The sequence below is a fragment of the Streptomyces sp. NPDC101393 genome (assembly GCF_044767385.1).
GTDB lineage: Bacteria > Actinomycetota > Actinomycetes > Streptomycetales > Streptomycetaceae > Streptomyces.
The window spans coordinates 329,855-351,214 of record NZ_JBIWNU010000009.1; the positions used below are offsets into that span (position 1 = coordinate 329,855).

Below are 21,360 nucleotides of genomic sequence, written 5' to 3' on the forward strand. Positions count from 1 at the left end.
CGGACGGCCGAAGGGGGCTGGTGGCGGCCCCGTTGCGCCGATAGGTTCACCCCGACCTTTGACATCCCAAGGGGAGGGTGCATGCGCAAGGCCATCAGATGGCTGCTGTCGCTCGTCGTGCTCATAGGCACGGTCGGCGTCAGCGGAGCGTCGGCAGGGGCGGCCACCGCCGCCGAGCCGAAGACCAAGGACATAAAAGACCGGATCCTCGCGATACCGGGCATGAGCCTCATCGAAGAGAAGCCGGTCGACGGCTACCGCTACTTCGTCCTGAATTACACCCAGCCCATCGACCACCGGCACCCCTCCAAGGGGACCTTCCAGCAGCGGCTGACCCTGCTGCACAAGTCGGTGGACCGCCCGACGGTGTTCTTCACCTCCGGCTACAACGTCAACACCACCGCGACCCGCAGCGAGCCGACGAAGATCATCGACGGCAACCAGATCTCCCTGGAATACCGCTACTTCACCCCGTCGAGGCCGCAGCCCACGGACTGGAAGAAGCTGAACATCCGGCAGGCCGCCAATGACCAGCACCGCATCTTCAAGGCGCTGCACCGCATCTACGGCAAGAACTGGATCGCGACCGGCGGCAGCAAGGGCGGCATGACGGCGACGTACTACCGCCGCTTCTTCCCGCACGACATGAACGGCACCGTCGCCTACGTCGCGCCCAACGACGTCCGCAACGACGAGGACTCCGCGTACGACCGCTTCTTCAAGAACGTCGGCACCGCGCAGTGCCGCACCGCCCTCGCCGCCATCGAGCGGGAGGCGCTGGTACGGCGCGACGAGATGGTCGACCGCTTCAAGAAGTGGGCGGCGAAGGAGAAGCAGACCTTCACCACCGTCGGCAACGCCGACCGCGCCTACGAAGTCATGGTCACGGACCTGGTGTTCGGCTTCTGGCAGTACCAGCCGGCCGACACGGCCTGCGCGCAGGTCCCCAAGCCGGACGTCTCCACCGACGGCCTGTGGAAGTGGATGGACGAGGTCGGCGGCTTCTCCAGCTACACCGACCAGGGCATGGAGCCCTACACGCCGTACTACTACCAGGCGGGCACCCAGATGGGGGAGCCCGGCTACGGCTACCCCCAGCTCAAGGACCTGCTGAAGTACCCCGGGATCAACAACTCCCGGTCGTTCGTGCCGAAGGACATCCCGATGCGCTTCGACAAGGGCGCGATGCCCGACGTCGACCGCTGGGTGCGTCACCACGCCCACCGGATGATGTTCGTCAACGGCCAGTACGACCCGTGGAGTTCGGAGCACTTCGAGCTCGGCAAGGGCGCCAGGGACTCGTACGTGTTCACCGTGCCCGGCGGCAACCACGGCTCGAACATCGAGAAGCTGAAGGCCGCCGACCGGACCAAGGCCACCGCCGAACTCCTCGACTGGGCCGGTGTGCAGGCCCCCGGGACCGGCAAGGCCACCCCGCAGGCCCCGTACGACAAGAAGCTCGACAAGCAGGAGACCCGGCGGATGCCGATGCTCCGCCCGTAGTGGAGCGGCCCCTCGCGGGCTGATGCCGTAACGGAACGATTCCGCGGGCCTTCCCCCAGGGGAACGACGGGGCGCGCTCCCTCCGAGGGGGGAGCGCGCCCTTTCGTCGCCGCCCGCCCGCCGGCGGGCCGCGGGCCGGCAGCTCAGTACGTCAGCCCGTGGCCGATCGGGTAGAGAGCCGTGGCCGGGGCGTCGGCGCGCATCACCGGCACCGGCAGACGGCCGTCCGGCTCCCGCCGTCCGGCGATCACCCGGGCCGCCGCCCGCAGCTCCACATCCGTCCACGAGTAGCTCACCAGCGCCGCCTTGACCCCGCCCAACTGCGCGATGTCGTACGGATTGCGGACCGCCAGCTGCACCACCGGCTTCCCGGTGGCCAGCAGCGCCTCGACCAGCGTGCGCTGCCGCGAAGTGGCCGTGACGTTGTACGTGGCGACCACCACCGCGTCCCGTTCGCCGAGCGCCGCCACCGCCTGATCGATCAGCGCCTGCGTCGGCGTCATCCCGGTGGGGAGCGCGGTGGCCGTGAAACCGAGACCGGTGAGCGTGTCCGCCAGCACCCCGGTGGGCGGCCCGCCGGTGCCGGACGGCGAGGCCGCGTCGGCACCCACCACCAGCACCCGGCGCTCCCGCCGCCGGGACAGCGGCAGCACACCGCCGTCGTTGCGCAGCAGCGTGGTGGTGCGGTCGGCGATCCGGTCGGCGGTCGCGAGATGCCCCCGGGTGCCGACGACCCGGTCCACCTCCTGGTGGGTGGTGTACGGGTCGGTGAACAGCCCGCGCCGCTCCTTGAGCATCAGGATGCGCAGCAGCTTCGTCTCGATGTCGGACCAGGCCAGCTCGCCATCGGCCAGCGCCTTGAGGACGGCGCCGTGCGCGACCGCGAGGTCCGGCGGGTTGAGCAGCTGGTCGACCCCCGCCTTGAGGGCGAGGACCGGCACCCGGGCGTCGCCGTACTTCACCCGTACGCCCTCCATCCCGAGGGAATCGGTCACCACCACTCCGTCGTAGCCGAGGCGTTCGCGCAGGATGCCGGTGAGGATCGGCCGGGACAGGGTGGCGGGGTCCTCGCTCGCGTCGAAGGCAGGGACGACGATGTGCGCCGTCATGATCGAATCGATACCCGCGGCGATCGCGGCCCGGAAAGGCGGTGCGTCCAGCCGCTCCCACTCCTGCGCGGTGTGGTGGATGTACGGCAGCCCGACATGGCTGTCGGTGTCGGTGTCGCCGTGCCCGGGGAAGTGCTTGGCGCAGGACGCGACCCCGGCCCCCTGATAGCCCTTCACCTCGGCGGCGACCATACGGGCCACGGCCTGCGGATCGGCCCCGAAGGAACGGACCCCGATGACCGGGTTGGCGGCGTTGACATTGACGTCCGCGTCCGGCGCGTAGTCCTGCCGGATGCCCATCGCGTACAGCTCCTCGCCCGCGATCCTGGCCGCCGTACGGGCGTCGTCACGGGAGCCGCCCGCGCCCAGCGCCATCGCCCCGGGGAAGAGCGTCGCGGGCGCGCCCACACGAGCCACTATGCCGTGTTCCTGGTCCGTGGAGATCAGCAGCGGGACGGGGACGCGCTGCGCGGCGCCGGCCCGCTGGATGCCGTTGGACAGCTCGGCGATCTGGTGCGGCTCCCGGGTGTTGTGCGCCCAGCCGAAATAGATGATGCCGCCGACGTGGTACTTGGCGATCAGCTCGACGGCGTTGTCGACCCCGATCTCTTTCTGATTGGCCGCCACATCGGCCGCGGCGGGGTCGGTGGCGGACTCCCCGTAGATCCGCATGACGAAGAGCTGCCCGACCTTTTCCTCCGGCGTCATACGGGAGATGAGGCGGCGCAACCGGGACCGGACGGCGGCGGAGGGCGCGGGAGCGGGGGCCGACTGGTGCCCGATGCCGGTCCCCTCGGCGTGTGCGGGGGCGGCGCCCGCGGCGCAGGCGGCCGCGACGGCGGCAGCGGTGGTCAGGACGGTACGTCTGGAGTGCATGTGCGCTCCTTCCGGAGGGCTTCCTCGGCGAATTGAAGGAAACTTCCAAGGAGACACGGATAGCCGGAAAACTATTGCCGGTCAATGACCTGGCCCGCGGTGGTCCTCAGCTGTTGCGGGGCGGCCGAGGGTGTGGGAGGGGACGAAGGGCGGGCGGCGAGGGGACGGAGGCGGTCAGTGTGCCTCCGCCGGGGCGAGGAGGCGCTCGAGGTGGGCCCGGCCCGCCGCCAAGAGGCCCGGCAGCTCGGCCGCCTCCGGATACCAGCGCTTCTCGTACTCCCAGCACAGCCACCGCCCGGCGCCCAGACCATCGGCGGGCGCGGGCCCGTCGCCCAGCGAGGCCACCGCGTCGGCCAGGGGCAGGACGCCGGCACCGAGCGCCAGGGGAGTGGTGTCCTGCGCCGAGGCGACATCCTTGACCTGGACATACCCCAGATGCGGGGCCAGCGCGGCGTAGCTGTCGGCGGGCCGCTCACCGCCGAGCCAGGTGTGCAGCACGTCCCACAGCGCGCCGATGTTCCGGTGACCCACGGGGCCCAGGATGCGGGCGGCGGCCGCGCCCGTACGGTGCGAGTCGTGGGTCTCCAGCAGCACCCGGACGCCCCGCTCGGCGGCGAGCGGCGCCACCGCGCCCAGCCTGCGGGCGGCATCCGCATCCGCCTCCGCCTCCGGGCGGTCACCACCACCGGGGAAGACCCGCACGAAAGGCGCCCCCAGGTCCGCGGCGAGCAGCACCAACTCGTCCAGCTCGTGTGCCAGCTCCTCCTCGCCCGCGGCGTCCTGCTCGGCGGCGACCTGCGGGTATCCGGCGACGGCCAGGATCTCGACGCCCGCGTCGGCGAACTGCCGCCGCACCGCTGCCCGTTCCCGCACTCCGAGCAGTGGGTGCACCGGCTCCTCCGGATGGGCGCGCAGCTCGACGCCCTGGTACCCGGCGCCGGTGGCGAGCCGCAGGACGTCGGCCACCGGCAGGCCCGGCACCCCGAGGGTCGAGAAGGCGAACCGCGCCGTCGGGTGCGCCGGGCCGCCGTCCGTCACGGGTCCGGCTTCTGTCTCGCTCATCGTTCACCGCTCCTGCCATCGCTGATGTCGTCCATCCTGCTCCGTCCCCTCCGTCTGCCCTGTATGCCCCGGCGCAATTTCTTTGGTGGCGTCACAGAGGCGGCGTCACAGAGACGGCGTCACAGGGGCCGTGTCGACGGGCGGTGTCACAGGGGCAGCCGCCAGTCCTGGCCGACCAGGTCCTGACCGAAGCTGTGGTGCCCGGACTCGGCGACCAGCTCGAAGCCGGCGCGCTGATAGACGCTCCGGGCCGCACCGAGCACGGAGTTGGTCCACAGCACCAGCTCTTCGTAGCCCGCAGCGCGGGCGAACTCCACACAGGCCCCGACGAGCCGGTGGCCCACGCCGTGGCCGCGGGCGGCGGGCTCGACCAGCAGCAGCCGCAGCCGGGCGGCCCGGGGCCGGGAGTCGTGTACGCACATCACCGCGCCGACCCGCTCGCCGCCCAGCTCCGCTATCCAGGTGCGGTCCAGGGCCGGGTCGAAGGATTCGGCGTACTCCGCGACGATCCGGGCCACCAGGGCCTCGTAGCTCAGATCGAAGCCGTACTCGGCGGCGTAGAGGACGGCGTTGCGCTCCACCATCCAGCCGAGGTCCCCCGGACCGCTGGTGCGCAGGGTGACTTCCGGGGCGGCGGGGGTGGCGGGGGCGGACGACGCGGCTGTTGGCCCGGGGGGCGGGGTGAGGGTGTCCGGCGCGTCGTCGTCCAGGAGGGTGCGGACCGTACGCAGGGACGCCATGAGGCGGGACCGGTCGGCGGCGGTGAGCCGCTCCAGCAGCGACCCCACGGCGTCCTGCGAACGCTCCTCCAACAGGCCCGCCGCCTCTCTGCCGCCGTCGGTCAGCGTGATGCGCTGGCGGCGGGGATCCTGGTCCGACCGGGCACGGCTGATCAGCTCGCGGTCCTCGAACTTGCCGAGCAGACGGCTGAGATAGCCCGCGTCCAACGACAGCGACGCGCGCAGATCCGCGGCGTCCACCCGCTGGTGGTTGGCGACTTCGTAGAGCACCCGGGCCTCGGTGAGGGTGAACGGGGTGTAGAGATGCCGGCCGTAGTCGAGCGCGCCGATGAGGTTGGTGTAGAAGCGGTTGAATCTGCGCAGCTCCCGGACGGCGGGATCGGCCGGGGCGGATACCCCGTCTCCGGCCGCCGGGTCGTCCGGCACTGATGTCGTGGTCCTGGTCGGCATGACAGACCTCGCTTCATCCTTGACTGAGTCAATGATACGCGCCGGAGCCCGCATCGCGCAGCATCCATTCCGCACGCAGTGTCGCCGCGCCCCGCCCGGCGGCCTCTCCTCCGCGCCCCAACCAGGCGGCCGGCCCCGGCCCTTGCTTCCCGGCGCGACGGCCGTGCCCGCCGGCCCCGCCCCCCGGCGGCATTCCCTCAGCGCATCCCCTCAGCGCATCCCTTCAGCGCACCGCCTCGGCCGAGCCGACCTCGCCGATGGCCGGTCGCGTTGTCAGACCCCGGCGGTACGGTCAGGGCATGGTCAACGCAGGGGTGGTGGAAGGGGTCCTGGAGCGGATCACCTACGCCAATGAGGAGAGCGGCTATACGGTCGCGCGCGTCGACACCGGCCGGGGCGCCGGCGATCTCCTCACCGTCGTCGGCGCGTTGCTCGGTGCGCAGCCGGGGGAGTCGCTCCGCATGGAGGGTCGCTGGGGCTCCCATCCGCAGTACGGCAAGCAGTTCACCGTCGACAACTACACCACCGTCCTGCCCGCCACCATCCAGGGCATTCGCCGCTATCTGGGCTCCGGCCTGATCAAGGGCATCGGCCCGCGGATCGCCGACCGCATCGTCGAGCACTTCGGCACCGACACCCTCGACGTCATCGAGCAGCAGCCCCAGCGCCTGGTCGAGGTGCCGGGCCTCGGCCCGAAGCGGACGAAGATGATCGGCGCGGCGTGGGAGGAGCAGAAGGCCATCAAGGAAGTGATGGTCTTCCTCCAGGGCGTCGGCGTCTCGACCTCCATCGCCGTGCGGATCTACAAGAAATACGGCGACGCCTCCATCTCCGTCGTCCGCAACCACCCCTACCGCCTCGCCTCCGACGTCTGGGGCATCGGCTTCCTGACCGCCGACCGCATCGCCCAGTCCGTGGGCATCGCCCACGACAGCCCGGACCGCGTCAAAGCGGGCCTGCAATACGCCCTGTCGCAGTCCACGGACCAGGGCCACTGCTTCCTCCCCGAGGAGCAACTCATCGCGGACGCCGTGAAGTTGCTCCAGGTGGACACGGGCCTGGTCATCGACTGCCTGGCCGAGCTGGCCGCCGACCCGGAAGGCGTGGTCCGCGAGAAGGTGCCCGGCGGCGAGGACGGCGTGCCGGTCACCGCCGTCTATCTGGTGCCCTTCCACCGCGCGGAGATCTCCCTGGCCGGCCGGCTGACCCGGCTGCTGCGTACGGACGAGGACCGGATGCCCGCGTTCCAGGACGTCGCCTGGGACCGTGCGCTGGCCTGGCTGGCGCAGCGCACGGGCGCCGAGCTCGCCCCGGAGCAGCAGGCGGCCGTGCGCCTCGCGCTGACCCGGAAGGTCGCGGTGCTCACCGGCGGGCCCGGCTGCGGCAAGTCCTTCACGGTCCGTTCGGTGGTCGAGCTGGCCCGCGCGAAGAAGGCCAAGGTGGTGCTGGCGGCGCCGACGGGCCGGGCCGCCAAACGGCTCTCCGAGCTGACCGGGGCGGACGCCTCCACGGTCCACCGCCTCCTGGAGCTCAAACCGGGCGGGGACGCCGCCTACGACGCGGACCGCCCCCTGGACGCCGACCTGGTGGTCGTCGACGAGGCCTCCATGCTCGACCTGCTGCTCGCCAACAAACTCGTCAAGGCAGTGCCCCCGGGCGCCCACCTCCTGCTGGTCGGGGACGTCGACCAGCTGCCCTCGGTGGGCGCCGGCGAGGTGCTGCGCGATCTGCTGGCCGAGGCCGGGCCGGTGCCGGCCGTCCGGCTGACGCGGATCTTCCGGCAGGCCCAGCAGTCCGGCGTGGTGACCAACGCCCACCGCATCAACTCCGGAGTCCCGCCGCTGACGACCGGCCTGCGCGACTTCTTCCTGTTCGCCGAGGAGGACTCCGAGGAGGCCGGGCGGCTGACGGTCGATGTGGCCGCCCGCCGGATTCCCGCGAAGTTCGGCCTCGACCCGCGCAGGGACATCCAGGTGCTGGCCCCGATGCACCGCGGCCCGGCCGGTGCCGGCGCGCTGAACGGCCTGCTCCAGCAAGCCGTCACCCCCGCCCGCCCGGATCTGCCCGAGCGCCGGTTCGGTGGCCGGGTCTTCCGCGTCGGAGACAAGGTCACCCAGATCAGGAACAACTACGAAAAGGGCCGCAACGGCGTCTTCAACGGCACCGTCGGCGTGGTCACGGCGCTGGACCCCGACGAGCAGCGGCTGACGGTCCGCACCGACGAGGACGAGGAGGTCCCCTACGACTTCGACGAACTCGACGAACTCGCTCACGCCTACGCGGTGACGATCCACCGCTCGCAGGGTAGTGAGTATCCGGCGGTGGTGATTCCGGTCACCACGGGAGCCTGGATGATGTTGCAGCGCAATTTGTTGTACACCGCCGTGACCCGGGCAAAACGCCTGGTGGTGCTGGTCGGCTCCCGCAAGGCTCTGGGGCAGGCCGTACGCACGGTATCCGCCGGTCGGAGGTGTACGGCGCTCGATCACCGACTTGGCGGTGCGATGTGAGCTCGCCTCTTTCCCAATCGGGGCGAAGGGGAGCAGGATGGGCACTCAGAAGGCACTGAGTGCCGCGAACAGGCCCTATGGCCGACCCCGAGTGCACATCCAAGGTCCAAATGGGGGAAGGTATAGGCAGTCAGGGCACCTCGAAGAAGAGGCACAACGTCGGTGAGGGATGACGTGAGCGACAACTCTGTAGTACTGCGTTACGGGGACGGCGAATACAGCTACCCGATCGTCGACAGCAGCGTCGGCGACAAGGGCTTCGACATCTCGAAGCTTCGCGCCCAGACCGGTCTGGTGACCCTGGATTCCGGTTATGGCAACACCGCGGCATATAAATCCGCGATCACCTATCTCGACGGTGAGAACGGGATTCTTCGTTACCGCGGGTACCCGATCGAGCAGCTCGCAGAGCGCAGCACGTTCGTCGAGACCGCGTACCTCCTCATCAACGGTGAGCTGCCCACCGTCGATGAGCTGGCGAATTTCAAGCAGGACATCACCTACCACACCCTGCTGCACGAGGACGTCAAGCGCTTCTACGACGGCTTCCCCCGGGACGCCCACCCGATGGCCATGCTGTCGTCGGTCGTCAGCGCACTGTCGACGTTCTACCAGGACAGCCACAATCCGTTCGATGAGCAGCAGCGCCACATCTCCACGATCCGGCTGCTGGCCAAGCTCCCGACGATCGCGGCGTACGCCTTCAAGAAGTCGGTCGGCCACCCGGTCGTCTACCCGAGCAACGAGCTCGGCTACGTCGAGAACTTCCTGCGGATGACCTTCTCGGTGCCCGCCGCGGACTATGACCTCGACCCGGTCGTGGTCAGCGCCCTGGACAAGCTGCTGATCCTGCACGCGGACCACGAGCAGAACTGTTCGACCTCCACCGTCCGCCTGGTCGGCTCCTCGCAGGCGAACCTCTTCGCCTCGATCTCCGCCGGCATCAACGCCCTCTGGGGCCCGCTGCACGGCGGCGCCAACCAGTCCGTGCTGGAGATGCTGGAAGGCATCCAGCGCGACGGCGGCGACGTCGACAACTTCATCCGCAAGGTGAAGAACAAGGAAGACGGCGTGAAGCTCATGGGCTTCGGGCACCGCGTCTACAAGAACTTCGACCCCCGGGCGAAGATCATCAAGGCGGCGGCGCACGACGTCCTCTCGGCCCTCGGCAAGTCCGACGAGCTGCTCGACATCGCCCTCAAGCTGGAGGAGCACGCGCTCTCCGACGACTACTTCGTCGAGCGCAAGCTCTACCCGAACGTCGACTTCTACACCGGCCTGATCTACCGGGCCATGGGCTTCCCGACCGAGATGTTCACCGTGCTCTTCGCGCTCGGCCGGCTGCCCGGCTGGATCGCCCAGTGGCACGAGATGATCAAGGAGCCCGGCTCCCGCATCGGCCGCCCGCGGCAGATCTACACCGGCGTCGTCGAGCGCGACTTCGTCCCGGTGGAGGAGCGCTGACGGCTGACCGCCGAGCGCAGTGACCACGCCTCCGGCCCCCGCCCCTGACAAGGGGTGGGGGCCGGAGGCGTTCCGGCGGCCGTACGGCCCACAGGTCCGCGCCGGGCTGCCGCAGGGCCTCAGCCGGACGCGGCGGTCTTCAGCGAAGGCGGCAGGGCGGCGGTAGGGGCGTGAGTACCGCCTCGGAGCCGGCCGCGGTGAGCGCGGGGGCGGTCGCGGGATTGCCCAACGGGGGCTGGAGGCGCGCGGGCAAAAAGAAAGCGCCCCGCCTCTAGATCCCCCCACGGGTCCAGAGTGCAGGGCGCTTCCCATGTCCCGGGTCGGATTCCCCCCACGGGATCCGTCCGGGCGTTTCGGGTTGCACCGCGATCTGCCGGGACGCGCACATCGGGAGGGCCGCTCAAAGCTCCCCGGGCGCGTCGCCCCGGCCACGCGTAGCCGGGCACGATCCCCAAGATCAGCACGGCTTTGCAGTGCAAGCCCCGCCGGGGTGCCTGCACTGCCCGGTTAGACTCACGACCCCCCTCAATGGTTACGTTGCGATGACTGTGATCTGGGTCTCATGCCATATGAGGGCGAATGCGGTCAAGAGCCTCGATCTGGAGATCGGCTCGGTGACGTATGGGTGTTGTGTCAGATGTGAGAGTTATGTGAATGACGGCGGCCGCAGGTCGTTCGCGACCATGAGGGACGACGAAAGGCCGCCGAGCGGGCGGGATCGGTGATCACCGGGGCACGGGCACTCGCTGCCTGGCGACGCGTTCTCCAGTGCGTCGATCAGTAGCCGTAGCCGTAGCTGTAGGGCCGGCTGTGGCTGTGGCTGTGGGGTGAGCTTCTTGGCCCGCGTCGGCGCCCCTGCCCGTGCGCCCGCACCGCGCAACGCGCAAGGCGCAGGTCATCCCGCCGGTAGCGAGCTCGACCTGCGCCTGTGTCTCGACCCGCGCTTGTGTGGGGTGAGGGGTATGCCTGCCGTGGGGGTCAGGCCTGGCCCACGAGTTCGTAACCCGCCTCGTCGACGGCCGCACGCACGGCCTCGTCGTCGAGCGGGGACCTCGACGTGACGGTCACCACGCCGCTGGCCGCGGCCGCCTGCACCGAGCTGACGCCCGCGATCTCGGCGATCTCGGACTTCACGGCGCCTTCGCAGTGACCACAGGTCATGCCGGTGACCTTGTATGTCGTGGTCACCTCGCCGACCTGGACGTCGGTGGCGTCGGAGTGGCAGGAGCCTTCGGGGGTGCAGCAGGAGCTGTTCTCGGCCATGGGATTCTCCTAGTGGTGCCGGTGTGTCCGGTGGTGATGCCGATCCGCCGCAAGGCTCGGCGGCTACCGCCGTGAGATGCCCCCGGTGGTGGCCGGAGCCTTCCGGCAGCAGTCACTCTATACCCCTAGGGGGTATCAATCCAATCCCCGGCACGCCGCCCGCGCCCCGGTGGATCCGCCGTCAGGTCCGCACCCGCCACCGCACCGCGTTGCCGTGCGCCGCCCCACGCGTCAGCCTTGGACTACGGGCTCGGGGCGGATCCGAGGAGGCGGCCGGATGGACGCATTCGCCCTCTACGGCCTGCTGGCGCTCACCACTCTGCCGCCGCTGGTCCCCAATTCCGCCGTGCTTGTCACAGCCGGAGTACTCGCTTCCCAAGGCCACGCCTTCCTGCCCCTGATCCTGCTGACCGTGGCCGGCAGCGCGACGCTCGGCGATGTCCTGATGTTCCTCGCCGCACGAAGGTTCGGCGGACCGGTACGCGCCTGGATGCGGCGGCGGCCCCGCCGCAGGGCACTCCTGGAGTGGACCTCGCAACGGATCCAGCGCTACGGCCTGCCCTTCGTGATCGCCGTACGGTTCCTGCCCAGCGGCCGGATCGCCGGCGCGCTGGCATCCGGAGTGCTCCACTACCCCCTGCGCAAATACGTGATCGGCGCCGGCGTCGCCGAGGCGCTGTGGGCCACGTACTCCGTCGGACTCGGCTACCTCGGCAGTGCCGCCGCCGGCGACCCGCTCTACGCGGCCGGCATCGGAGTCGGTGTCTCCTGCGCGGTCGCCGCCGTGGGTACGGCCATCCAGTGGACGGCCCGGCGCCGCTCGCTACGGGTACCGGCCGACGGGAACGGTGGCGAAGGGGAAGCATCCGGCAGAGGCGGTGACGGCGAGGGCGGTGCCCGGGGCGACAACCCGGTGAAGGGCGAAGGGGAGGAGCGCGGGAGTGGCCCCGACGGCCCGCGAGCAAGGGCCCGGACGCCCCGGGCACTTCAGGCGCCGGTGGCCGGTGCCCAGGCCGCAGGTCTCGTTCCCCCGGCGGTCCCGCTCGTACCCGAGGTCCGGATCCCACCCGCGGCCGGCGCCCCGAGCCGCTGCTGCGGACGCGGTGACGGCGGTCGGTGAGCGGGTGGGGGCAGGCGCGGGTGGCGGGCGATTGTCAGTGGTCGGCGCTACCGTTTTTGCAGGGTGATAGGGGGAGTTGGGGAAGGGAGTTGGGGGAGTTGTCGGCGTGCGCGTGCCGCGGGGGGGCGCCCCCGTCGTTCAGGCCGGGGAACTTCCCGGCGTGGCACGGACGTCGGCCACGGCGACCGGCTGCCCTGTCCGGCGCGAACGGTCGCAGGCCTCGGCGACGTACAGCGCCTCCAGCGCCTCCGCCGGCGAGCAGGGGCTCGGCGCCCGGCCCGCCGCGACATCCGCGAAGACGCCCAACTCGCGCACGTACGCGTCGTGGAAGCGCTCCATGAACGTGGCGTACGGGCTCGCCGACCGCTGCCACGACAGCTGCGCCTCGGCCGACGGCAGCGGCGCACGGTCGTCGAGACCGACGAAGCGGGCGCCCTCGGAGCCGCACACCTCCAGGCGGACGTCGTGCCCCGCGCCGTTGTAGCGGGTGGCGGTGACGGTGGCCAGCGTGTCGTCGTCAAAGCGCAGCAGCGCGGCGCAGGTGTCGACATCGTCGCCGTCCGCGAAGAAGGAAGCCCCGCGGTTGGCACCCTGGGCGTACACCGAGACGACCTCGCGGCCGGTGAGCCAGCGGAGGATGTCGAAGTCGTGGATGCTGCAGTCGCGGAACAGGCCGCCCGAGGTGGGGATGTAGCCGGCCGGAGGCGGCGTACGGTCGCTGGTGCAGGCGCGAAGGGTGTGCAGCCAGCCCAGTTCACCGGAGTGCAGCGCCTCGCGGGCGGCGCGGTAGCCGGCGTCGAAGCGCCGCTGGAAGCCGATCTGTACGGGGACCGTCCCGGCCTGCGTCCGTTCCACCACGCCCACGGTGCCCGCGACGTCCAGGGCCACCGGCTTCTCGCAGAAGACCGGCACCCCGACGTCCAGAGCCTGGTGGATCAGCGTGGCGTGAGCGCTGGTCGCCGCGGTGATCACGACACCGTCGAGGCCGTCCGCGTACATCTCCTCGACGCTCGGGGCGGCTCGTACGCCGAGGGTGCCGGCCAGCGAGGCGGCGCGGGCGGAGTCCGCATCGGTGACCATGATGTCGGTGACGCCGGAGACGTTCTGGAGGGTCTCGGCGTGGAACGCGCCGATGCGCCCGGTGCCGATCAGGCCGATCTTCATGCGTCGGTTCCTTTCCAGGGAGAAGGCGAGTCCGGGGAGAAGGCGAGCAAGCGGAGAGAGGGCGGGGGAGAAGGACACGGGATGGATCATTGGAACGGTCCAATTGCTTGCTTCCCGGACCATGCATGTCCGGATGTCAGCATGTCAACCCTCGGGGCAGAGCTACAGGAAGGCGTCCAGGTCCGGCAGTTGTGGTGCGTGTTGACGCCTCCCCCGCCCGATGGAAGAGTCCACTGCATGGAACGGTCCAAACGGTCCAGCAGCCAGTCCCCCAAGCAGTCCGGCGAGCCGGCCGGCAAGCCGGCCGGCAACAGGTCGAACGAGCAAGGGGACGACCGGTCGGGTGGCGTACGGGGTGGAGAATCGGGAGGGGCATCCGCCGACGGAACCGTTGGCGCACCCGGCGCGGACCGGCTCCCCACGATCCGCGGTGTCGCGGAGCGCGCCGGAGTCTCCAAATCGCTGGTCTCGCTGGTGTTGCAGGGCTCGCCGCGGGTCAGCGACGCCAAGCGGCAGGCCGTATTGGACGCCATCCAGGAGCTGGGCTACCGGCCCAACGCCGCGGCCCGCAGCCTCGTGGCGCGGCGCACGCACACCGTCGGAGTGCTCCTCAACGACATGCGCAACCCCTGGTTCGTCGAGGTGCTCGACGGCCTCCATTCGCTGCTGCAGGCACACGGCCTGCAGATGCTGATGGCCGACGGGCGGCTCGACCGCCGCGCGGGACAGGACTTCGCCCGCACGTTCCAGGAGCTGCGGGTCGACGGCCTGGTCGTCGTCGGCACCCTGCCGGACACCGCCGGCCTCGCCGCGGTCGCCGAGCGACTGCCGACCGTCATCGCGGGCAACCACGGGCCGCGACTGCCGCACGTCGACATCGTCGCCAACGACGACGAGCGGGGCGCCCGGATCGCCACCGAACACCTCATCGGCCTCGGCCACCGCCGGATCGCCCATATCACCGGACAAGGCCCGGTGGGTGAGCTGCGACGGCGCGGATTCGAGGCCGCCGTCAGCGAACACGGGCTGACAGGGAGCGCCGTGGTGGAGACCGGCGACGGGACCGAAGAGGGCGGCTACCGCGCCGCCGTCCGGCTGCTCCACCCCGCAGGCGGCACCGAACGCCCCACCGCGGTCTTCGCCTTCAACGACATCTCCTGCGTCGGCGCACTGTCCGCCGCGGAGGAGCTCGGCCTGTCCGTACCCGCCGACCTCTCCCTCGTCGGGTACGACAACACCTACCTCGCACGCATCCGGCACCTCTGGCTGCACTCCGTGAACAACGCCAGCCACGAGGTCGGCCGACGCGCGGCGCGCTGCCTGCTCGATCGCCTGGAGCACCCCGACGCGCCCGCCGGTCACCAACTCGTCGCCCCCGAACTGGAGATCAGAGGATCGGCCGCCGCCCCCGGAACGAGCCCGGGAACGGCCGCGGGACCACTACTACCGGCGGATCCGGGACAGGAGGATCCGCCGGTTGACGGGTAGAGGGATAGACGGGCGCCCGGAGGGGGACGGCGGTAGGACGGTAGGCCGTATGACCGTGGCCGGTAGCTGCCCGTACGTCAGGTGGCGGGCCGGGTGCTCAGTCCGCCCGGTCGCGGCGGCCGCGATGGCCGGGCCGGCGCGCCACCCACACTCTCACGGTGTCGGCGAACCAGTACGGCTTGCCGCCCTCCACCAGATCCGGCTCCGGAAGCAACCCGTGTTTCCGATACGAGCGCACGGTGTCCGGCTGCACCTGGATGTGTGCCGCGATCTCCTTGTACGACCAGAGCCTCCGGTCGGTCATCTCTGCGCACCTCCTGAGGGCCGCGTGCAGGGCCGGCCCGGGAGGGGCGGCGGGGGGTCTGCGCGCGGCGCGGTGATCACTCACCCTGTGCCCGTTCAACGACACCGAGTGACCGACAGGGAGGGGCTGTTGATCGCCTGTGACGGAAGGCCCGCGTAATGGTGACAGTCGTGACGGCGGCGGTACGCCGGCGACCGGAGCGAGGTGCGTCGCCGTAGGGGCGACCTGGTGATCCCTTTGGTATGGCGTTGATGTGGCGCAGCCGGAAAGCGCGAGGTGGCGGGCCCTTCCCTGTGGGGACGGCCCGCCACGGGGGCACGCGTTCAGGCGCCCTGGAAGCCTTTGGGCGTCTTCGGGCGACCTTCAGGCGTGATCACGCCTGACCGGCTTCGCGGTCAGGCGTACAACGCCTTCCATGTCTTCTTCCCGACCTTGCCGTCAGCGGTCAGATGGTGCTGCGACTGGAACTTCTTGACCGCAGCCCGCGTCTTGGGGCCGAAGTAGCCCGTCACGTCTCCCCAAGGGAGGTAACGGCGGTTCGCCAGCAGGCACTGGGCCTGCGAGACGCGGGCGTTGCGCTGTCCGTAGACGGTGAGTGCGGTGCCGTTGTAGTAAGCGCAGGCAGCCCTGGGGCCGGCGGCCCCGTCGTGCCCCGCTGCGGGACTGCCGGCCGACGCGGCCCCGGTGAGCAGGCCCGCGGTGAGCAGGCCCGCGGTCGCGGTCAGGACGACCGTGCGCCGTACGGCATGGCTGAGAATGTGGGCATTCACGAATTCCACCGTTTCCCCCGTTGGATGTGAACTGTTCGTCGGAAGCATCCCGCCGGCCCGCCAGGCGCACGGTCCGCTGGGTGTGCTTCCCCCCGTGCCGACGGGCCGAGGGCCGTGTGCAGTTCCCGGGCCGGGCGGAACTCGTACACCTGGCCCATGGCCCGTCAGCGCGTCGCCGTAGCGGTCTTGCGTAGTTCGTCCTCCAGGTCCTCCAGCGCCAGGCCCTTGGTCTCCGGCGCATATCGCTTGCAGAACAGCAGGGAAAGGACGCACATCACGCCGAAGAACCAGAAGGTGACACTGGCGCCGACCACGTCGAGAAGCACCGGAAAGGCCAGCGCGACCGCGAAATTGACCAGCCACATCACGAACACCGCCGCACCCATGGCCAGTCCGCGGACCTTCAGCGGGAACATCTCGGCGAGCAGCAGCCAGACCCCGGTGTTCAGCGTGGCCTGCATGAACGCCATGTAGAGAACCATCAGGCCCAGGACGAGACAGCTGACGGCGGTGGAGTGCGGCAGGCGGAACGACGCACCGAGCAGCGCCAGGGACACCGTCATACCGGCCAGGCCGGTGATCAGCATGGGCCGCCGGCCGACCCGGTCGATCAGCGCCATCCCGATCGCCGTGGCGACGACGGACACAGCGCCGACGGCGATGGTCGCGGTGATCGAGGCATGGGTACCCAGCCCGGTGGAGGCGAGGATCTTGGGCGCGAAATAGATGACGGCGTTGACGCCGGTGATCTGCTGCACGATCGCCAGACCGATGCCGATGAGCAACAGCCGCCGTACCCACGGGGTGCGCAGTTCCTGCCAGGCGCCGCGCCGCGCGTCCGCCTCCAGGCTGCGCGCATGGTCGATACGTGCCAGCTCACCGGCCACGTCCTCGGCGGGGAGCGTACGGCGCAGCACCCGCGCCGCGTCCTCGGTGCGGCCCTTGCTGATGTACCAGCGTGGGGTGTCGGGCAGGAAGAAAAGCCCCACGAACAAGGCCACGGCGGGCAGCGCCGCCAGGCCCAGCATCCAGCGCCAGGCCTCCCATTGGGCCAGCACAGCGTTGATCAGATACGCCAGCAACTGACCGCTGACGATCATCAGGGAGTTGAAGGAGACCAGCCGGCCGCGGATATGCTGCGGCGCGATCTCCGAGAGGTACAGCGGAGTGATCACGGAGGCGCTGCCCACGGCGAGGCCGAGGGCGAAGCGGGCCACGGCCATGAAGGGGACGGCGGGCGACAGCGCCACGGCTATCGCGCCGCCTATGAACACGGCGCCCGCCCACAGCAGGGAGTTGCGCCGCCCCAGGGTGTCGGACATCCGGCCGCCGGCCAGCGAGCCGAAGGCCGCGCCGATCAGCAGCGCGCTGGTGATGATGCCCTCACTCAGGGAGGTGAGCCCGAAGTGGCTCTCCATGAAGGGGAGGGCGCCGGAGACCACTCCGGTGTCATAGCCGAACAGGGCACCGCCGAGGGCGGCGATGGCAGCGATGCCGACGATGAATCGCTTGGCGTGGCGGGCCCCTTCGCTGTCGCGCGGGCCGGCGGACGCCGCCTGGCTGGTCGGAGCGGCCATGGTCAGCTCCAGTTCGCCTGGACGTAGGTGTCGATGGTCTCGCGCATGAAGCGTGAAGAGTCCTTGGCACGGTCCTCCCAGGCGAACACGGAGGAGACCAGGGTGCCGTCGAAGCCGTTGGCGGCCAGCTCGCGGAACAGCTCGTCGAAGTCCACCTCGCCCTGTCCGATGTCCAGGTGCTGGTGGACCCGTACGGCGGAACCCGGAGGGTTGACGATGTAGCGCAGGCCGGAGGAGCCGGTGTGGTCGAACGAGTCGGCAAGGTGCACGGCGGTGGTCAGCGCACCGGCGTGCCGCAGGATGCCGGGCGCGTCATTGCCCTGGTGGAAGGTGTGCGGGGCGCAGTACAGGAACGAGACCAGCGGGGAGTTGATACCGCGGATCAGGTCGACGGCGGCATGGCCGTCCTCGATGAAGTCGTCCGGGTGCGGTTCGAGGGCGAGGGTGATGCCCTCCCGTTCGAAGAGCGGCAGCAACTCCTCCAGGGACCGCCAGAACTGGCCCTCGCTGCGGTCTGCCTTCTCGGGGCGGCCGTTGAACTCCGAGTTCATCGTGTCGACGCCGAGGTCAGCGGTGACCTGTATCGCCCGCTTCCAGTAACGGACGGCTGCCTGCCGCTCCTCCTCATCGGGCGAGGACCACTTGTAGAGGGGCAGCACGGAGGACACGCCGACCCCGGCGGCGGACAGCGCCTTGCGGAAGGCGGCGACGGTCCCGTCGTCGATCCGCGGGTGCAGAAAGAACGGGTTGACGTCGTCGCGCGGCGACAGCTCGATCCACTCGTACCCCAACTCGGCGACCAGTGCGGGAAGTTCGAGGAGGGGCACATGACGGAACATGTAGGGGTCAAGAGCGATGCGCATGTACGGGAGGGCCTTTCGGTGGGTCACGAGGGGGCGGCCTCGTCGAAACGGCACTTGGGGGGAGGGAGCGAGGGGAGAGGGGAGGGGAGGGAGGGGCGCGGCTGAGCGGCAGGCGGGTATGCGGGCCAATGGGTCAGCGGGCATGTGGGCAGGTGGGCGTACCGCGCGGCGTACACCTCAGGCGTGCAGCTGCCTCCGGCGTACAGCCAATTCAGGCGTACAGCGCGGGGCGTGCGATCAGCTCGACGGTGACGCGCTCGCCGGAGGCCTGTGCGAGGACGCCGGCCTCGCACACCGCTGCGGCGGCGTAGCCGTCCCAGCAGCTGGGGCCCTCCACCTCGCCGCGCCGGGTGGCATCCACCCAGCGCTGCACCTGCCGGTCGTAGGCCTCCTCGAACCGCTCGACGAATCCGGGGGTGATGGAGCCGCCCCAATGGCCCGCGGTGTTCACGAAGACGCCGCGGTCGTCGCCGATCCGGGCGGTACCGCCCTCGCAGACCGCCTCGCAGCTGACCTGGTAGCCGAAGCCGCAGTTGACGAAGAGTTCGGTGTCCACCACCTGGCCGGCGGTGGTCTCGAAGAGGATCAGCTGCGGGTCGCTGAGACCTTCGGGGGCGTTGCCGGTGGCTGCCGGACGCAGCACGCGGACGGCGGTGATCTCCTCGTCCAGCAGCCAGCGGGTCACATCGATCTCGTGCACCACCGAGTCGTGGATCATCATCGCGTTGGTGAATCCGGGCGGGGTGTCGGCGTTGCGGTGCTTGTTGTGCAGCATCAGCGGACGGCCGTACGCGCCCCGCTGCAGCAGGGACTTGAGCGCGAGGTAGTCGGCGTCGTAGCGGCGCATGAAACCGACCTGGACGCGGCGGTGGCCGAGCTTCTGCTCCGCCTCCAGGACGCGCAACGCGGAGGCCGGGTCCGGGGTCAGAGGCTTCTCGCAGAGCACCGGCAGATCGCGCGCGAAGGCGTCGAGCAGCGTCGCTTCGTGGGCCGGCCCCGGTGAGGCGATGAGTACGGCGTCGACCGCGGGGTCGTCCATGGCGGCGGCCGGGTCGGTGTACGGGGTACAGCCCTCGATGCCGTCGGCGAGGTGCTTGACCCGGTCCGCGTCGATGTCGACGACCGCTGCGACCCGGGCGCCGCTGATCACGTCGTTGATCCGGCGCACGTGGTCGGCGCCCATCCGGCCGGTGCCGATAACGGCCACGCCGAGTGTGTCCTGCGAAGTCATGTGGTCCTCAGGCCCTTCCTTGTAAGGGAGTTCCGCTACGGAGAGTGTGCTGTACTCTGGAACCGATTACTCTCTGTAATCGTTGCCGGGGTGTGGAGGAGGCGTCGAGAGGCAGGCGAGGGAAGCGTGGGGGAGGTGCGGAGGGCGAGGAGGGGTCAGGGCCCAGGGGTGGCTCAACGCGGACCGTGGGTGGCTCACGCGCCGCAGGAGCTGAGGAAGCGGCGGGTGCGCTGAGCGATGGGGAACGGCTGGTCGGGCGGGCACGGGTACATGTCCTGCTCGACGATGGCGAAAAGGTCGACGTTCAGCTTCTGGGCCGCCTCCAGGACGGGCGGCAGTGCGGGCAGACCGAGCGGCGGCTCGCACATCACGCCCTGCTTGACCGCGGGCCCGAAGGGCGTGCCCTTGGCGACGACGTCGGCCAGGATGTCCGGGTCGACCTGCTTGAGGTGGAGGTAGCCGATCCGCTCGCCGTAGGTGCGGATGAGCTTGACGTTGTCGCCGCCGCAGTAGGCGTAATGGCCGGTGTCCAGGCAGAGGTTGACCAGGTCGGAGTCGGTGCCGTCGAGGAAGCGCTCGACGTGCTCCTCGGTGTCGATGTGGGTGTCGGCATGCGGGTGCACGACGATGTCGAGGCCGAAGGTGTCGCGGACCTGCTTGCCGAGCCGCTCCATCCCGGTGGTGAGGTGCTTCCACTGCTCGACGGTCAGCTCGCGCGGCTCGATCTCCTCGGCGGTCTTGTCGTCCCGCCAGAAGGAGGGGATGACGACGAGGTGCTTCGCGCCCATCGCCTTGGTGAGCGTGGCGACTTCGGAGACGTGCGCCCAGGTCTTGTCCCATACGGCGGGGCCCTGGTGCATCGAGGTGAAGATCGTGCCGGCCGAAACCTTCAGGCTGCGGGGTGCCAGCTCGTCGCGGAGGACGGCGGGGTCGGTGGGGAGGTAGCCGTACGGGCCCAGCTCGATCCACTCGTACGCGGCCTCGGAGACCTCGTCGAGGAAGCGCTGCCAGGGGACTTGTTGTTCGTCGTCGGGGAACCAGACCCCCCAGGAGTCGGGTGCGGAACCGACGCGAATCCGGTCCAGAACGGGCGCAACGGCACGGGGTGCGGACATGCTGCGGCTCTCCTCTCGCCGGTCGGCGGTGACCGGGAGGCGCTGTGGTGGGTTGTGGGGCACAGCCTCTCTGCAGCCCCGAGGAGTGTCAAGACTTCGTCCTGACATAAGGACTTAAGGACTTTGTAACCCATGGGTAGGCCGAGCGGTGCCGCCTTTCGGGTGTCCGGTGGGGTGGAGTCGGGGGGTTGGGGGGAGGGTCGGACGTGAGCCTGAGGTGGGATTCGAGGCCGGATTCGGGGTCGTTCGGGGCCGGGTTCGGGCTGGGTTGGTCGAGGGCGACCGGGGCGTGCGCCTGGGGTTGATTGGTGCGGCGAGGTGGTGCTGGGGGCTGTCGGGTGCTGCTGGATGGTGCCGGAAGGTGCTGGAAGGTGCCGGAAGGCGCCGGAAGGTGCCGGGTGTTGATGGGTGGCGAGATCCGGCTCGCCCCTTTTTCTGAGCCCCTCACCCTCGGGCCCCCGGCCCCACCCCGACCCCCAACTCCGCCCCGACCTCCGACTCCGCCCTGGCCCCCGGCCCCACCCCGACCCCCAACTCCGCCCTGACCCCCAACTCCGCCCCGACCTCAGGCTCCGCCTCCCCCCCCGGCCCCGCCTCACCCCTCCCGAGACCGTCCGACGTCAGAATGTAAGGACAAACTGTTGACAGGGTCTGACCTGTCCGGTTAGACCTGTGCCCAGCGACGCATGGCTGCACGCTCCGTACCCGCTGTACACGCTCTACTCGCCGCAGTTGCCGTACCCGCCGTACC

Annotated in this window: 16 protein-coding genes; 5 read left to right on the forward strand and 11 right to left on the reverse strand. The window is 70.3% G+C overall.

Going from position 1 to position 21,360, the window contains the following annotated elements:
- The first annotated feature begins 81 nt into the window (after positions 1 to 81).
- Positions 82 to 1,503 carry a S28 family serine protease gene (locus ACIRQ7_RS28580; RefSeq protein ID WP_401469987.1) on the forward strand — a complete coding sequence of 474 codons (1,422 nt, stop codon included), beginning with the start codon at positions 82 to 84 and terminating at the stop codon, positions 1,501 to 1,503.
- A 143-nt stretch (positions 1,504 to 1,646) separates the two neighbouring features.
- On the opposite strand, the gene ACIRQ7_RS28585 is transcribed toward ACIRQ7_RS28580, so the two are convergent.
- The 3 genes from ACIRQ7_RS28585 to ACIRQ7_RS28595 form a co-directional block, all read right to left on the reverse strand.
- Positions 1,647 to 3,488: a glycoside hydrolase family 3 protein gene (locus ACIRQ7_RS28585; RefSeq protein ID WP_404265512.1), complete on the reverse strand. Its 1,842-nt coding sequence runs from the start codon at positions 3,486 to 3,488 to the stop codon at positions 1,647 to 1,649.
- Positions 3,489 to 3,662: 174 nt separating this feature from the next.
- On the reverse strand, positions 3,663 to 4,550 hold the full coding sequence (locus tag ACIRQ7_RS28590) for a sugar phosphate isomerase/epimerase family protein (RefSeq protein ID WP_404265513.1): 888 nt from the start codon (positions 4,548 to 4,550) through the stop codon (positions 3,663 to 3,665).
- 146 nt (positions 4,551 to 4,696) lie between these two features.
- The gene (locus ACIRQ7_RS28595) at positions 4,697 to 5,740 is read right to left on the reverse strand and encodes a GNAT family N-acetyltransferase (protein WP_404265515.1); all 1,044 of its coding nucleotides are present in this window, start codon (positions 5,738 to 5,740) and stop codon (positions 4,697 to 4,699) included.
- 299 nt (positions 5,741 to 6,039) lie between these two features.
- Here ACIRQ7_RS28595 and ACIRQ7_RS28600 point away from each other — a divergent pair, with 299 nt between their 5' ends.
- Together ACIRQ7_RS28600 and ACIRQ7_RS28605 are read left to right on the forward strand one after the other, a co-directional pair.
- The gene (locus ACIRQ7_RS28600) at positions 6,040 to 8,250 is read left to right on the forward strand and encodes an ATP-dependent RecD-like DNA helicase (protein WP_404265516.1); all 2,211 of its coding nucleotides are present in this window, start codon (positions 6,040 to 6,042) and stop codon (positions 8,248 to 8,250) included.
- A 174-nt stretch (positions 8,251 to 8,424) separates the two neighbouring features.
- Positions 8,425 to 9,714, forward strand: a complete 1,290-nt coding sequence (locus tag ACIRQ7_RS28605) for a citrate synthase (protein WP_401470002.1) — start codon at positions 8,425 to 8,427, stop codon at positions 9,712 to 9,714.
- Between the two features lie 978 nt (positions 9,715 to 10,692).
- Here ACIRQ7_RS28605 and ACIRQ7_RS28610 read toward each other — a convergent pair.
- On the reverse strand, positions 10,693 to 10,977 hold the full coding sequence (locus tag ACIRQ7_RS28610; protein ID WP_404265517.1) for a heavy-metal-associated domain-containing protein: 285 nt from the start codon (positions 10,975 to 10,977) through the stop codon (positions 10,693 to 10,695).
- Between the two features lie 277 nt (positions 10,978 to 11,254).
- Here ACIRQ7_RS28610 and ACIRQ7_RS28615 point away from each other — a divergent pair, with 277 nt between their 5' ends.
- The gene (locus ACIRQ7_RS28615; protein WP_404265518.1) at positions 11,255 to 12,097 is read left to right on the forward strand and encodes a DedA family protein; all 843 of its coding nucleotides are present in this window, start codon (positions 11,255 to 11,257) and stop codon (positions 12,095 to 12,097) included.
- 138 nt (positions 12,098 to 12,235) lie between these two features.
- Here the strand turns inward: ACIRQ7_RS28615 and ACIRQ7_RS28620 are convergent, their stop codons facing one another.
- Entirely contained in the window at positions 12,236 to 13,261 is a 1,026-nt protein-coding gene (locus ACIRQ7_RS28620) for a Gfo/Idh/MocA family oxidoreductase (RefSeq protein WP_404265519.1), read from the reverse strand.
- Between the two features lie 237 nt (positions 13,262 to 13,498).
- Between ACIRQ7_RS28620 and ACIRQ7_RS28625 the strand changes: the two genes are divergently transcribed.
- Positions 13,499 to 14,749, forward strand: a complete 1,251-nt coding sequence (locus ACIRQ7_RS28625) for a LacI family DNA-binding transcriptional regulator (protein ID WP_404265520.1) — start codon at positions 13,499 to 13,501, stop codon at positions 14,747 to 14,749.
- A 97-nt stretch (positions 14,750 to 14,846) separates the two neighbouring features.
- Here the strand turns inward: ACIRQ7_RS28625 and ACIRQ7_RS28630 are convergent, their stop codons facing one another.
- The 6 genes from ACIRQ7_RS28630 to ACIRQ7_RS28655 all read right to left on the reverse strand — a co-directional run bounded on the left by ACIRQ7_RS28630 (position 14,847) and on the right by ACIRQ7_RS28655 (position 20,609).
- The gene (locus ACIRQ7_RS28630) at positions 14,847 to 15,053 is read right to left on the reverse strand and encodes a helix-turn-helix transcriptional regulator (protein ID WP_401470017.1); all 207 of its coding nucleotides are present in this window, start codon (positions 15,051 to 15,053) and stop codon (positions 14,847 to 14,849) included.
- A gap of 395 nt (positions 15,054 to 15,448) precedes the next feature.
- Entirely contained in the window at positions 15,449 to 15,823 is a 375-nt protein-coding gene (locus ACIRQ7_RS28635; protein ID WP_404265521.1) for a peptidoglycan-binding protein, read from the reverse strand.
- 164 nt (positions 15,824 to 15,987) lie between these two features.
- The gene (locus tag ACIRQ7_RS28640; RefSeq protein WP_404265522.1) at positions 15,988 to 17,400 is read right to left on the reverse strand and encodes a sugar porter family MFS transporter; all 1,413 of its coding nucleotides are present in this window, start codon (positions 17,398 to 17,400) and stop codon (positions 15,988 to 15,990) included.
- 2 nt (positions 17,401 to 17,402) lie between these two features.
- On the reverse strand, positions 17,403 to 18,263 hold the full coding sequence (locus tag ACIRQ7_RS28645) for a sugar phosphate isomerase/epimerase family protein (RefSeq protein ID WP_404265523.1): 861 nt from the start codon (positions 18,261 to 18,263) through the stop codon (positions 17,403 to 17,405).
- Between the two features lie 211 nt (positions 18,264 to 18,474).
- Complete coding sequence (locus ACIRQ7_RS28650; RefSeq protein ID WP_404265524.1) at positions 18,475 to 19,494, reverse strand: Gfo/Idh/MocA family protein; 1,020 nt, start codon at positions 19,492 to 19,494, stop codon at positions 18,475 to 18,477.
- A 194-nt stretch (positions 19,495 to 19,688) separates the two neighbouring features.
- The gene (locus tag ACIRQ7_RS28655; RefSeq protein WP_404265525.1) at positions 19,689 to 20,609 is read right to left on the reverse strand and encodes a sugar phosphate isomerase/epimerase family protein; all 921 of its coding nucleotides are present in this window, start codon (positions 20,607 to 20,609) and stop codon (positions 19,689 to 19,691) included.
- Between the last annotated feature and the right edge of the window lie 751 nt (positions 20,610 to 21,360).